Source organism: Neobacillus massiliamazoniensis (assembly GCF_001048695.1).
Taxonomy (GTDB): Bacteria; Bacillota; Bacilli; order Bacillales; family Cytobacillaceae; genus Neobacillus; species Neobacillus massiliamazoniensis.
Genome location: NZ_CVRB01000003.1, coordinates 664,999 through 678,678, shown reverse-complemented (window position 1 = coordinate 678,678; position 13,680 = coordinate 664,999). Strand labels below are relative to the sequence as shown.

14 protein-coding genes are annotated in these 13,680 nt (G+C 37.7%); 12 read left to right on the top strand and 2 right to left on the bottom strand.

Annotation, left to right across the window (positions count from 1 at the left end; all coding sequences use genetic code 11):
• The first annotated feature begins 53 nt into the window (after positions 1-53).
• Together selA and BN1082_RS15940 are read left to right on the top strand one after the other, a co-directional pair.
• A complete protein-coding gene (gene selA / locus BN1082_RS15945; RefSeq protein ID WP_090636539.1) occupies positions 54-1,472 on the top strand; it encodes an L-seryl-tRNA(Sec) selenium transferase in 1,419 nt (472 codons plus the stop codon).
• Positions 1,473-1,653: 181 nt separating this feature from the next.
• On the top strand, positions 1,654-2,112 hold the full coding sequence (locus BN1082_RS15940; RefSeq protein ID WP_245640455.1) for a cupredoxin domain-containing protein: 459 nt from the start codon (positions 1,654-1,656) through the stop codon (positions 2,110-2,112).
• Between the two features lie 147 nt (positions 2,113-2,259).
• On the opposite strand, the gene BN1082_RS15935 is transcribed toward BN1082_RS15940, so the two are convergent.
• Positions 2,260-2,397: a small acid-soluble spore protein P gene (locus tag BN1082_RS15935; RefSeq protein WP_090635643.1), complete on the bottom strand. Its 138-nt coding sequence runs from the start codon at positions 2,395-2,397 to the stop codon at positions 2,260-2,262.
• 114 nt (positions 2,398-2,511) lie between these two features.
• Between BN1082_RS15935 and BN1082_RS15930 the strand changes: the two genes are divergently transcribed.
• Positions 2,512-2,781: a hypothetical protein gene (locus BN1082_RS15930; RefSeq protein WP_090635642.1), complete on the top strand. Its 270-nt coding sequence runs from the start codon at positions 2,512-2,514 to the stop codon at positions 2,779-2,781.
• Positions 2,782-2,910: 129 nt separating this feature from the next.
• On the opposite strand, the gene sspO is transcribed toward BN1082_RS15930, so the two are convergent.
• Positions 2,911-3,060, bottom strand: coding sequence for a small acid-soluble spore protein O (gene sspO, locus BN1082_RS15925; protein ID WP_090635641.1), 150 nt, complete (start codon positions 3,058-3,060; stop codon positions 2,911-2,913).
• Positions 3,061-3,387: 327 nt separating this feature from the next.
• On the opposite strand from sspO, the gene acnA reads away from it, so the two are divergent.
• The 9 genes from acnA to BN1082_RS15880 all read left to right on the top strand — a co-directional run bounded on the left by acnA (position 3,388) and on the right by BN1082_RS15880 (position 13,666).
• Positions 3,388-6,093, top strand: a complete 2,706-nt coding sequence (gene acnA, locus BN1082_RS15920) for an aconitate hydratase AcnA (RefSeq protein ID WP_090636535.1) — start codon at positions 3,388-3,390, stop codon at positions 6,091-6,093.
• A 494-nt stretch (positions 6,094-6,587) separates the two neighbouring features.
• Positions 6,588-8,297, top strand: coding sequence for a ribosomal protection-like ABC-F family protein (abc-f, locus tag BN1082_RS15915; protein ID WP_090636533.1), 1,710 nt, complete (start codon positions 6,588-6,590; stop codon positions 8,295-8,297).
• 114 nt (positions 8,298-8,411) lie between these two features.
• The gene (locus BN1082_RS15910) at positions 8,412-8,945 is read left to right on the top strand and encodes a peroxiredoxin family protein (protein WP_425412174.1); all 534 of its coding nucleotides are present in this window, start codon (positions 8,412-8,414) and stop codon (positions 8,943-8,945) included.
• A 148-nt stretch (positions 8,946-9,093) separates the two neighbouring features.
• Entirely contained in the window at positions 9,094-9,225 is a 132-nt protein-coding gene (locus BN1082_RS15905; RefSeq protein ID WP_090635638.1) for an FbpB family small basic protein, read from the top strand.
• Between the two features lie 68 nt (positions 9,226-9,293).
• On the top strand, positions 9,294-9,437 hold the full coding sequence (locus BN1082_RS15900; RefSeq protein WP_090635636.1) for an acid-soluble spore protein N: 144 nt from the start codon (positions 9,294-9,296) through the stop codon (positions 9,435-9,437).
• A gap of 132 nt (positions 9,438-9,569) precedes the next feature.
• Entirely contained in the window at positions 9,570-9,800 is a 231-nt protein-coding gene (gene tlp, locus BN1082_RS15895) for a small acid-soluble spore protein Tlp (protein ID WP_090635634.1), read from the top strand.
• A gap of 167 nt (positions 9,801-9,967) precedes the next feature.
• The gene (locus BN1082_RS15890; RefSeq protein ID WP_090635633.1) at positions 9,968-12,313 is read left to right on the top strand and encodes an AAA family ATPase; all 2,346 of its coding nucleotides are present in this window, start codon (positions 9,968-9,970) and stop codon (positions 12,311-12,313) included.
• Positions 12,314-12,319: 6 nt separating this feature from the next.
• Positions 12,320-12,748, top strand: coding sequence for an acyl-CoA thioesterase (locus tag BN1082_RS15885; RefSeq protein WP_090635632.1), 429 nt, complete (start codon positions 12,320-12,322; stop codon positions 12,746-12,748).
• A gap of 12 nt (positions 12,749-12,760) precedes the next feature.
• The gene (locus tag BN1082_RS15880) at positions 12,761-13,666 is read left to right on the top strand and encodes a Gfo/Idh/MocA family protein (RefSeq protein WP_090635631.1); all 906 of its coding nucleotides are present in this window, start codon (positions 12,761-12,763) and stop codon (positions 13,664-13,666) included.
• Positions 13,667-13,680 lie beyond the last annotated feature (14 nt).

The following is a 13,680-nucleotide window of genomic DNA, read 5'->3' as shown; positions in this document are numbered from 1 at the left end:
TGTGAAAACATGGTATAATGGTGCTCGAATAATAAGCGAAGGAGTTTTTAATGGTGAAAGAATGGCTGCGTTCAATTCCACCTGTCCATGAGCTTCAAAATCATGGCTGTTTTATAAGTCTACTTGAAACGAGTCAGCTAGACTTTATTCAATTAACCAGACAATTAAAGGAAGTCATCGAAAAAATTAGACATGAAATCATAAACGACAATTGGACTGGTGCCAAACCAGGAACAAGAATGTTTATTGATGATATATTTATTATCCTGGAGAACAATGTCAAAAAACAGTTTTCCTATACATTAGAAAAAGTCATTAATGCAACGGGAACGATACTACATACTAATTTAGGAAGAGCAAGACTAAGCGAACAAGCCATAGAACATGTGGTGAAAATAGCAAAAAATTATTCCACTCTTGAGTATAAGATAGCCGAAGGGGAGCGTGGTTCCCGCCATAGTCATATAGAAGCAATTTTGAAGGAAATTACTGGTGCAGAAGCCGCGATGGTGGTTAATAATAATGCAGCAGCAGTTTATCTTGTCTTACGAGCGCTCGCAGAATCGAAGGAAGTCATTGTATCAAGAGGTCAACTTGTTGAAATTGGCGGATCCTTTCGAATTTCTTCGATTATGGAAGAAAGCGGTGCAAAGCTTGTAGAGGTCGGCACAACTAATAAAACCCATCTATACGACTATGAAACAGCAGTTACCCCGGAAACAGCGATTGTGATGAAGGTTCATACGAGCAATTTTAAGATCATCGGGTTTACACATACGGTGGAATCCGAAGAATTAATCTCGTTAACGAAAGAATTAAAGGATGTCATTTATTATGAAGACCTTGGAAGTGGAGCTCTATATGATTTTAAAAAGCATGGTATTGGAGAAGAGCCAGTAGTAAAAGAAGTAATCGAAATGGGAGCAGATGTCGTGACCTTCAGCGGGGATAAGCTGCTGGGAGGACCCCAGGCAGGGATAATTTGCGGAAGAAAAACTATCATCGACCGATTGAAAAAACATCAGCTTGCTAGGGTAGTTCGTGTTGATAAAATGACATTGGCTGCATTAGAAGGTACATTAATAGATTATGCTCGGGGTGAAACGGGAATACGCAATATTCCAACCATTCGCGATATGCTTGTATCTATAGAAGAATTAGTAAACCGCTCCAAATTATTTGTGGAACAACTTCTAAAACATTCAACAGAATTTCAGGCAAGGATAATTTCAGGCATTAGTCAAGTGGGTGGGGGGACGATGCCAGAAGTTGAGCTCCCTTCGATGCTAATTAGTTTAACCCATTCTGAATTAACTGCAGAACAACTTGGTAGAACATTACGGATTAATGCAAAGCCAGCCATTATAGCACGAATTAACAAGGATGAGTTGGTACTTGATTTACGAACAGTTTCAGAAGAAGAGGAAGATCATCTGTTAAAAGCTTTAATCAATGTTAAGGGATTACGTTAATCTGAAGAACTAGAATAATTTATTATTGCATAACCTGCAGGTGCTGAAGAAGCACCTGCTTCTTTTCTTTATTCTTATTTCCTATATAAAAATTTAATCTTTCTTTAATAAAATATTAATCATTTTTTTGTGCTAAGAGTGTTAGTGTAGAAAAGGAAAATTTTTGAGAGGAGTTTTTTATATGAAAAAAAAATCAATTCTTTTATTGTCTGCGACGGTATTAATGTCAGTTATGTTAAGCGCCTGTGGAAGCACAAGTAATTCAACCAATCAATCATCAAACAGCACCTCTTCTTCTGCCCAAACAGCAGATAAAAGCGCTCAAAAAACGCAAGATTCTTCTAAAACAGCCGATTCATCAAATGCTGCAACTGGAAATGTTGTAGACATTAAGGTAAATGCAAAGGATTTTGAATATGACAAAAAAGAAATACATGTTAAAAAAGGTGATAAGGTAAAGATCACACTTCAAAGTGATGATGGTGGTCACGGTTTAGCGATCCCAGCTTATAATGTAAACATCCAAGGAAATAATAGTGCAGAATTTGTTGCTGATAAAACTGGTACATTTGAATACCATTGTTCTGTAATGTGTGGATCTGGACATGCTAATATGACTGGAAAATTAATTGTAGAATAATTTAGTTACAAGAGATAGGGGAATCCTATCTCTTTTTTATTTAATAGAAGAAAGCTGTCTTTAAAGGGGCTGAAATTTTTATATGTCAGCCCCTGTGAACAGCGAAACTAATGATTTGCCAATAAACGGATGCTTCCGCTTTTTCTTTTACATATCATGATGTTTATTATGTTTGGCTCTTGAATGTTGTTGATTTTTCACTTTATGTGAACCACTCATTGGTTCTGGCTGACCCGATTGCTTCGGAGCATTTTTACGCATATCCTTGCCGTCGTTTTTGTTCATTTTATATCCCTCCTCAACCATTAGGATGCAGTCTTATGCCCTTTTTATGCTGAATATTTTCTTAGTATCTGTGCAATTTAACGTTATACAAATGGAAGGAGTGAATGAGAAAAAATGCAAAAGTATCCTTACCATAAGGACAAGCAATTGGCTTTTCAAGCAGCGCAGCAAGGATTTGAAAATGCACAAGGCTTATATGAAACGATTATCGAGGATAGCGCCAGCTACGGCCATCAGCTTAAACATTTAAAGGATGAGGTAAATGAGGCGTATCAGCAAATCGAAAATGCCCTTGAGGTTGCATCTGAAAAACAAAGAGCTCAACTTGAGCGCTTTCAGCAGGATTTACAATCCATCGTTGTCGAGGTAAATCAAACGGAATAAGAAAAGCGGGAAGCAACCCGCTTTTCTTTTTTTTATAGGATAGTACATTTTGACTTCGAGAAATATCCAGCTCTAGGCGCCCAGCGACTAGTGAACTTCGCTAAACAGGCGTTTTCCGCTTTTCTATGTTTATTTATTTTTTTTACGCTTTGTATTGTTCATTCTTTCGTTTGTCGTTAATGGTTCGTTTGCCATTTCTTGATTAAACCCTGCACCTTGTCCTTGTGCTTTTGCAGCGTTAGCTCCTGGGATTACATGCTTAGCTTTATTTTTAACCATCCTTTCACCCCCTCGCGTTATTATTTACTTTTTATCATAAAAAATAATAATAAAAAGTTTTTTGAGATAATAACTGTGAAAATAATAAATATTGATATGCTATATAATAGGTAAGCACTTCCTATGTTCTCGAAATATTTCGGACCGATTCAGTAATAAAACATAAGAAAAACTTATTAATCGCAATAACTTTCTTTTTATTTACTTATGTAAAAGGTTGTATTAAGATTAGAATTGTGAGAAAAGTAGGGTTGGATGGGAAAAGTTCAAACTTTACAACTTTTCATTGATTTTGGCATCTTACGCCAAATGAAAGGGGATTTAATCATGGTAAAAAATGATGTATTTAACGCACGTTCTTCTTTTGAAGTAAATGGCAAGCGCTATCACTACTACCGTTTACATGCTTTGGAAGAAGCAGGAATTGGCAAAGTATCTAAATTGCCTTATTCCGTAAAAGTATTACTTGAATCTGTACTTCGCCAATATGATGGCCGTGTGATCACAAAAGAACACGTTGAAAACTTAGCAAAATGGGGAACAAACGAGTTAAAAGAAGTGGACGTTCCATTTAAGCCAGCTCGTGTTATTCTTCAAGACTTTACAGGTGTTCCTGCAGTAGTTGACCTTGCTTCCTTACGAAAAGCAATGGCTGACCTTGGTGGCGACCCTGACAAAATTAATCCTGAGAAAACCGTTGATCTTGTTATCGACCACTCTGTTCAGGTTGATGCCTATGGTTCTTCTGATTCCTTAAAAATTAATATGGATTACGAATTTGAACGAAATGCTGAGCGTTATCAGTTCCTAAGCTGGGCGCAAAAATCATTCAACAACTACCGTGCTGTTCCACCGGCAACCGGTATCGTTCACCAAGTAAACCTTGAATTCTTAGCAGATGTTGTTCACGTTGCTGAAACTGACGGTGAACTTGAAACATATCCTGATACATTAGTTGGTACTGACTCCCATACTACCATGATCAACGGTCTTGGTGTTCTTGGATGGGGCGTAGGTGGTATTGAAGCTGAAGCAGGTATGCTTGGTCAGCCTTCATATTTCCCAGTTCCAGAAGTAGTAGGGGTAAAACTAATTGGTGAGCTTCCAAATGGAGCAACCGCAACTGACCTTGCCCTTAAAGTAACACAAGTACTACGTAAGCATGGCGTGGTCGGTAAATTCGTTGAATATTTCGGACCAGGGGTATCGACATTACCATTAGCTGACCGTGCAACGATTGCCAACATGGCTCCTGAATACGGCGCAACTTGCGGATTCTTTGCTATTGACGGCGAATCACTTGAATACATGCGCTTAACAGGTCGCGATGAAGAGCAAGTGAAAGTGGTTGAACAATATTGCAAAGAAAACGGCTTATTCTTCAATCCATCTGAAGAGCCAATATATACAGATGTTATTGAAATTGATCTTACTACTATTGAAGCAAATCTTTCTGGTCCAAAGCGTCCACAGGATTTGATTCCACTTTCAAAAATGAAGGAAGAATTCGTGAATGCTGTTTCTGCTCCACAAGGTAACCAAGGATTTGGATTACAAGCAGACGAGCTTGAAAAATCAGCAGTAGTGAAATTTAACAACGGTGACGAAGCGGCAATTAAAACTGGTGCAGTTGCTATTGCATCTATTACAAGCTGTACGAACACTTCTAACCCATATGTTCTAGTTGGAGCCGGACTTGTTGCGAAAAAAGCCGTTGAATTAGGAATGGAAGTTCCAAAATTCGTTAAAACTTCTTTAGCACCAGGTTCAAAAGTTGTAACTGGTTACCTTCGTGATTCCGGATTGCTTCCATACCTTGAGCAAATCGGTTTCAACCTTGTTGGTTACGGTTGTACAACATGTATCGGTAACTCTGGTCCATTAAAAGAAGAAATCGAAAAAACAATTTCGGAAAACGATCTATTAGTTACTTCCGTATTATCCGGTAACCGTAACTTTGAAGGACGTATCCATCCACTTGTTAAAGCAAACTATTTGGCTTCACCGCCTCTTGTCGTAGCATATGCCCTTGCAGGGACAGTAAACATTGATTTCGCGACAGAAGCCATTGGTAAAGATAAAGATGGCAACGAAGTATTCATCAAGGATATCTGGCCATCAACAGCTGAAGTTAAAGACGTCGTAAAACGTACAGTAACGCCTGAACTATTCCGTAGAGAGTACGAGAATGTGTTCGGTGACAATGAGCGTTGGAACGAAATTCAAACAAGCAATGAGCCATTATATACTTGGGATGAGAATTCAACTTACATTGCTAACCCACCGTTCTTTGAAGGCTTATCACCAGAACCAGGTACAGTTGAACCATTAGTTGGACTTCGTGTGGTTGGTAAATTTGGTGATTCTGTTACTACAGACCATATTTCTCCTGCAGGAGCGATCGGTAAAAATACTCCAGCTGGAAAATATCTATTAGAAAAAGGCGTTCAGCCTCGTGACTTTAACTCTTACGGATCTCGCCGTGGTAACCATGAAGTCATGATGCGTGGTACATTTGCAAACATTCGTATTCGTAACCAAATTGCACCTGGTACAGAAGGCGGCTTCACAACTTACTGGCCAACAGGCGAAGTTACGTCCATTTATGATGCTTGCATGAAATACAAAGAAAATGGAACTGGTTTAATGGTTCTTGCAGGTAAAGATTACGGAATGGGTTCTTCACGTGACTGGGCTGCTAAAGGAACAAACCTTCTTGGTATTAAAACTGTTCTGGCTGAAAGCTTTGAACGGATTCACCGTTCAAACCTTGTGTTAATGGGTGTGCTACCACTTCAATTTAAAGAAGGCGATAGCACTGAAACACTTGGTTTAACAGGTAAAGAAACATTTGAAGTTCAAGTAGATGAAAACGTAAAACCACGTGATCTTCTAAAAGTGACAGCTACTGATGAAGCTGGTAATAAGAAAGAATTTGAAGTAATTGTCCGTTTCGATTCTGAAGTCGAAATTGACTACTACCGTCACGGTGGTATCCTGCAAATGGTTCTTCGTGAAAAATTACAAGGATAATTACACGTATGAAAAACACCATGTCTGAATTGGCATGGTGTTTTTTTAGGTCGAAATCGATTCGCGCATATAATTAGTAATTCGCGCATAAAACATGTGGATTCGCGCATATATTGAAAAATTCGCGCATAAACTGAGTAAATTCGCTCATAAATGCATTTACACGGTTTATAATAGACTCTTAAGGATTAAAAAATTTTAAATTGAGCAGGACATTCTTATTCTCCAATTAATTTTTAGGAATTGTTTGACAATATCGGTTAATATCACCTACAATGAAATTAATAAACGAAAAGGAATGATTAAGGGACGATGAAATAATGATCTTATTTTTCAGCCATGATTCGAATATTCGAAAAATGATGAACCTGAAGAATAGGATTAGTCTGTCCTTTTTTATAATCATACCCTTTTGCATAAGTCTTTTTAGGCTTATTTGGTGATGAATTTTTATGACAGATAACTCACTTCAGGTTCATGAAGGGAGTTTTTTTATGCGAACGGTAATAAAAGTAAAAGGATTAGAGAAGAGTTTTGTTGATTTGAAGGTATTGGAAAATGTCCATTTTGAAATAAAAACAGGAGATAGAATTGGCTTAGTTGGGTTTAATGGTACAGGTAAAACAACATTGGCTAATATCCTTTTCGGGAAAATTAGTCTTGATCAAGGAATAATTGAGAAAGCAAAAGATTGCAAAATCGGTTACCTAACTCAATCGGTTGATTATGAATTTAGTGAATTTCATGAATTGCTTGATGGAAATGATTCTTTATTGCAGTATGCTAGCCAGATCGGTCTTCAAAAGGTTTATGAATGGGAAGAAGAACGTCTTCATCAATTAAGTGGAGGAGAAAAATTAAAACTCGCCTTATCAATGGTCTGGGCTTCAAAACCAGATTTTCTAATTCTGGATGAACCGACGAATCATTTGGATTATAAAGGAATCGAATGGCTTATTTCAGAACTTGAGAAATTTCAAGGACCAGTGCTAATTATTTCTCACGACCGCCATTTTTTAGATCGAACCGTTAATCGAATTTTTGAATTAGAAAATAGACAGATCCATTTTTACAATGGTAACTATAGTGATTATCGAGAGGAAAAGCAGAAGAGGGTGGAAAATCAGCTCCACCAATACAACGTCCAAAAACGTTATAAAGAAAAAATCGAACAGCAAATGGAACAATTAAAAAACTGGTCAGAAAAAGGACATCGAGATTCAACCAAACAAGGCTCAGCTAGTGAGCGTAGACAAATTGGCTATAAGGAATACCACAGGGCAAAAGCAAAGAAGATGGATATACAAGTGAAATCCAAAATGAAACGACTGCAAAGCGAACTGGAAAAAAATAAAGTTGAAAAACCAACTGAAGAAGCAAATGTCCAATTTCAATTTGACAGCCAAGGAAAAAGAGGAAAAAGGGTAATCGAAGCTAAAAAGTTAGCCAAAACATTCGGAGGAAGGACTCTTTTTCGGGATAGTCAATTTTATCTTAATCATGGCGAACGGATTGGCCTTATAGGAGAAAATGGCTGTGGCAAGACGACATTATTAAGGCTTTTTCTTGGAGATGAGAATCCATCAGCTGGGGAACTTTGGAGGAGCGGATCGGTAAAAATCGCTTATTTAAGTCAGGATGTTAGCGATTTACCAGAAGATATGAATTCGATCGAAGCACTAGGATTAACGAAGCAAAAGGATATATTCCGGGCCCGGACATTGCTTGCCAATCTTGGTTTAAAGGAAACCGTCATTTTAAAACCGATTAGGACCTTCAGTCTCGGTGAGAGAACAAGAGTTAAGCTTGTTGACATGTTAATGAAGGAATACGATGTGCTGATCTTAGACGAACCGACAAACCACCTTGATTTACCAAGCAGAGAGCAGTTGGAAAAAACATTAAGTGAATTTAAGGGTACGATTATTACGGTTTCTCATGACTATTACTTTTTAAATAAGCTTTGTGACCGTTTGCTAATATTTGAAAAACAATTCATTAAGCGGGTTGATATGAAGCTTGAGGAATATTTAAATAGGGGCAAGACAAATAGTAGTAGAGAAGAGAAATTGATGATAATTGAAAATAAGTTGGCATCGATTCTTGGAGAACTATCACTAATAAATAAAATAGACCCTAATTACCTGCTCTTAGATCAGGAATTTAACGATCTTCTTAAGAAAAAAAGAGATCTAATCATTTAAATAATCAGCTATCTAGAAAAATGTCACATATTTGGCATATACAAACTTCATTTAAACTTTACTGATAGTGTAAAATTGTAATAACAGTGGATTGAAAAGGAGGTACTTGTTTTGGTGAAAAAAGTAATTGCAGCAATCGTGTTGATTTCCCTTCTTACGGTTGCTATAGTCCAAGCCATGGAGAAGAAAAATGAGCCCCAAAACAACGAGCAAACAACAACGCCAACTGCCAATGGCCTGAAAATCGGAGCCAAGGCGCCTGACTTTGAATTGAAAACGTTAACAGGTGAAACAGTCAAGCTTTCAAGTTTAAAAGGAAAAAAAGTAATGTTAAATTTCTGGGCAACATGGTGTCCGCCTTGTAAGGCTGAAATGCCTGAGATGGAAAAATTTTATCAATCAGCCGGAAAAGATATCGTCATCCTTGCTGTTAATATTGACCCGCAAAATGATGTAAAGGGGTTTGCTGACAAGAATGGAATCACGTTTCCGATTCTACTTGACGAAAAAGATCATGTAAATCAGGTTTATCAAATTTTATCGATCCCAACCACTTATTTTATAGACAGTAATGGAACTATCCAAAATAAATTTACTGGCGGAATGAATCTTGACATGATGAAAAAATATACAAGTGAATTAAAATAACAGGAAGTAGGCATTGGTTTTTATAACCAGTGTCTTTTTTCTTAATTAAAATTATTGAAATACAATAAAATTTTCAAAAAGTTGTAATAATTAAAAGCTTTATCGGACATAATAACTGTTAAAATAGGACATAAGGTAGGTGATATCCATGAGGAAGCCTCGAAAACGCTCTTTTGCGGAACTTGTTTCAGAAAATAAAAGTCAGCTTTTAAAAGACAGTGCAGCAATGGAAAAAATTGAACAACGTTTAGAAAATAAACGCCTTGGCAAAGCTGAATAAACTCACATAGATTACCAATTATGTTCTTCTCCCTATCTGGTTAAACTGTGATAGAGGAGGGATTCTTGATGAGTAATCCAAAAGGCAGCCGAAAACACTTTGTCCCGAACCATCTCGGAACTCAGCCAAGGGGATTTGGTGGGAACAAAGGAAGGCAAATGCAGAATAAAAGCAATGAACACGCTCAAGTAATTCAGACTAAAGGTGAATAATAATAATGAACTAAGACTCGACGGACATTGTGCCTGCGGGTCTTTATGCTGTTTTTATAAAAATTCTGTGATATTTTTTCTCCTTTGATACAAACTATATTCGTACCATTTACATCACAAGGAGGACTTACCATGCCTTATAACAACCAACCAAAACCGGACGATCGAAGCGATAACGCTGAAAAATTACAATCGATGCTTCAAAATACTGAGGAAAACATTAGAGCGGCCGAAGAATCACTTAAGTTTACTGATAGTGAGACGCAGCGGCAGCAAATCGAAGAGAAAAACGAACGGAGAAAAGAAAGCATTGAATCATTCCGCTCGGAAATTAAAGATGAAGCAAATAACACACAAGGATAAAACGAGGAAAGGGCCTGTTCTTTGGAAACAGGTCCTTCCTTTTTTGAGTTTTTAATTATTATGCTATTGGATGTTTCTAAAGCCACATCATGCAAAACCTTCTCATTTACTGTACCAGTCCTTAATGGTAAGATAGAATGGAAATTTTGATAAAGAAGTGATGTTTGATGAACCAGCAGGATAATCAGTTTTCAATAGAATATACACAATTACATAAGTGGGAGAAAGAACTGGATGAAAAGGGATTCATTTCCGATGAAGCGGCGTTAATATTAGCCTTAAGTCATGAAACAAATCCAATTACCTTATCAAAGCTATTGATATTGGCTGCCCTATCCAGACTTTGGCGAAATAAGGCTGATTCACTAGCGGAAGTATGGATGGAAAAAGCACTTCAGCTTGATCCCAATAATCCAAAAGCAAAAGAATATGTATTAACATCTGAATGGTATAAATGGAAAGATTTTTTAGCTGTCCTCTCGTTTCCTTCCATCAGAGAAACGGATAATCGCACGGCTAAAAAGAAAACGGCTGAACAATACATACTGATCTGCAAAACATTTTTAGTCGATGTGGACGATCATGTTCATGCTATCCAAGAAAAAGTGGAATGGGTAGAAAAATCAGGCAGTGAAGCACTACATATTCAATACCGAGAGCTGTTAGAATTGCTGGAGAATACTGTTTCAGCAGTGGGTCAACTTTTAAAAGCAGCAGAGGAATACGATCAGTCGATCATAGGAGTTTTTCATACCGCTACCTATTACGAAGATTTAAAATTGAAAATGGCAAATCTCGAAGAAATAAAGCAAAAATGGCATTTACTATTCGATGACCCCAAAGATGCCACAGCAGCACCGTCTAAAAAAGCCTTGGAGCAATTACAGGATATGGTCGGAATAGAACAGGTAAAAGCCCGGGTCAATGATTATTATCGATTTTTGCTTTACCAAAAAGAGCGGAAAAAGTTAGGATTTCAAATTAAGGACGAATTAAGTTTAAACATGATTTTAACTGGAAACCCAGGAACGGGAAAAACAACTCTAGCCAGGCTTTTCGCGAAAATTTACCACGAGCTTGGTGTCCTGCCACGTGATGAAGTCATTGAAGCGAATCGGTCGCAATTAATTGGGGCTTTTGTTGGACAGACTGAAGAAAATGTCCGTACGTTTGTGGAGAGAGCAGTTGGCGGGGTCTTGTTTATTGATGAAGCATACAGTCTCAAACGTGAAGGTCAATCTGGGAATGATTACGGTCAAACGGCCATTGATACGCTTGTCTCACTGATGACAGGAAATGAGTTTGGCGGAAAATTCGCCTGCATTTTAGCCGGGTATCCTGAAGAGATGCGCTCCTTTATTGATGCCAACCCCGGATTGCGAAGCCGCTTCCCCCATTCCAATTTTATTCACTTACCCGATTATTCTAATGAAGAGCTTATCATGATATCAGAAAAAATCGCTGGCGAAAATGATTATATTTTGACGGACGAAGCGAAGCTGGAGCTCTGTCAACGGATCGAGCGGGAGCGGGTGGATAATACCTTTGGAAACGCGAGAACTGTTCGGAATATAGTGTTAGATGCTATTTTTAAAAAAGGCTCTGTTATACAAAGAGATAACCAGGATATTCTTCACTATACTTTTTTAAATAAGGAAGACTTTAGCTTAGAAAATAGGGAACGGAAGGAATCACCGTCCGATCAGCTTGACCGCTTAATCGGTCTCGATTCGATTAAAGAAGAAATGAAGTCACTTATTTCTTTTGTAAAAATGCAACAGTATAGAAGAAGCAACGGACTTCCACCGGTCCCTATTCAGCTGCATGCTGTTTTTACCGGTAACCCCGGGACTGGGAAAACGACGGTTGCTAAGATCTATGCTGCGTTTTTAAAGGAATGCGGGATCTTAAAAAGGGGTCATTTGATAGTGGCTAGCCGTGCAGATTTTGTCGCAGGATATATGGGACAATCTGCTGGAAAGACAAAGAAGAAAATTCGAGAAGCGCTTGGCGGAGTTTTATTTATTGATGAGGCCTATTCCCTTATTGCATCTGGGCCAACAGTCGGCGATTATGGTAAAGAGGTCATTGATACACTTGTAGATGAAATGACTAAGCATAATGAAAATCTGGTCGTGGTCCTTGCCGGATATCCAAATGAAATGGACAAATTGTTGGGAAGCAATCCTGGACTGCTTTCAAGATTTAAGAAGTATTTTATTTTCCCAGATTATAATCAGGGGGAGCTTCTAGCCATAATGGAGGCATATGCGGGAAGCTATCAATACCAATTGACAGATGATGCACGAAAGCTACTTATAGAAATGCTCAATGTCGAGACGATAAATGGAAATGGCCGATTTGCCACGAATCTCGTTGATGAAATGATCCAGGCACAAGCGATGAGATTAATGTCTAGAGAACAAGATCAAGATTTAGCTGCAAAAGCCCTTTTCCTTGAAGAAGAAGATATAAGAAACGCAATCCAAAAGGTTACCAATATGAGAGGATGATGGATAGTGAACAATTTTTTTATTTCAACTAGAGAAATTCAGCTTTTATATGCAGATACCGATATGATGGGTGTAATCTATCACGCCAATTATTTAAAATACTTCGAGCTAGGACGTTCTGGTTTAATAGAGGATTTGGGATTTAGTTATGTTGGGATGGAAGATGCCGGGTACTATGCACCAGTGTATGATATTAAAATCACCTATAAAAAACCTCTGCGTTACGGAGATAGAGGCTTCGTTAAAACTTGGATTGATTATAATAATGGAATTAAGACGATTTATGGCTATTCCATCGTAAACGAAAAGGATGAAATCTGTGCTGAAGGAACATCGACACACATTCTTGTAAAAAAAGAGAATTTCCTTCCGACCTCCTTCAAAAAAGCATTTCCTGATTGGTATGTAAAATACGAAGAAGTTAAGAAAAAGTAATGGAGTGAAGGGATGTTAAAAATAGGTATGATTGGACTGGGAAGTATTGCTCAAAAAGCCTATCTTCCTGTCATTAGTGGAATAAGTGATATAGAGCTGCACCTTTATACAAGAAATGAAACAAAATTGAAGGAAATTAGCCAAAAATACAGATTCCCTTTTAAGCATTCCTGCCTACAATCGTTAATTAACAGTGGGATTTCAGCAGCATTTGTTCATTCCTCAACTGAGTCTCATTATGAAATTGTAAAAGAACTGTTAAACGAAAATATTCATGTATACGTGGATAAACCGATTACTTATCATTATGAAACGGCCAAAGAATTAGTTGAATTAGCTGCGAGCAAAAAGTTAATTTTAATGACAGGCTTTAACCGGAGGTTTGCACCATTCTATCATGCCTTAAAGGACGTATCGGAACCGAACATGATTATCTTGCAAAAAAACCGCCTTTCTCATCCAAACGATATTCGCACCTTTGTCTATGATGATTTCATCCATGTCATTGATACGGTACGATTCCTACTTCCAGATAAAATTCAGGATCTTTTGGTAAATGGAAGAAAAGAAGGGGACAAGCTTTATCATGTGGTAGCTCAATTAATGACAAAAAGTGCAACAGGAATCGCAATTATGAATCGGGACAGCGGTACAGTTGAGGAAAAGCTTGAAATTATGGGACCTAGTGAAAAAAGACTAGTCAAAAACTTAGCGGAACAATTGATTTATCAGGATAAAAAAGAGACGAAAATTACATTTAATGATTGGGATCCTACCCTCTACAAACGAGGCTTTGAGCAAATTATAGCCGATTTTATTTATGCCGTCCGCACTAATACAATGCCATCGATTACAGCAGAAGATGCCTTACAGACTCATGAAATTTGTGAAAAAATCGTTCAATCTTTGGATAGATAAAACAAAAAGCAGAC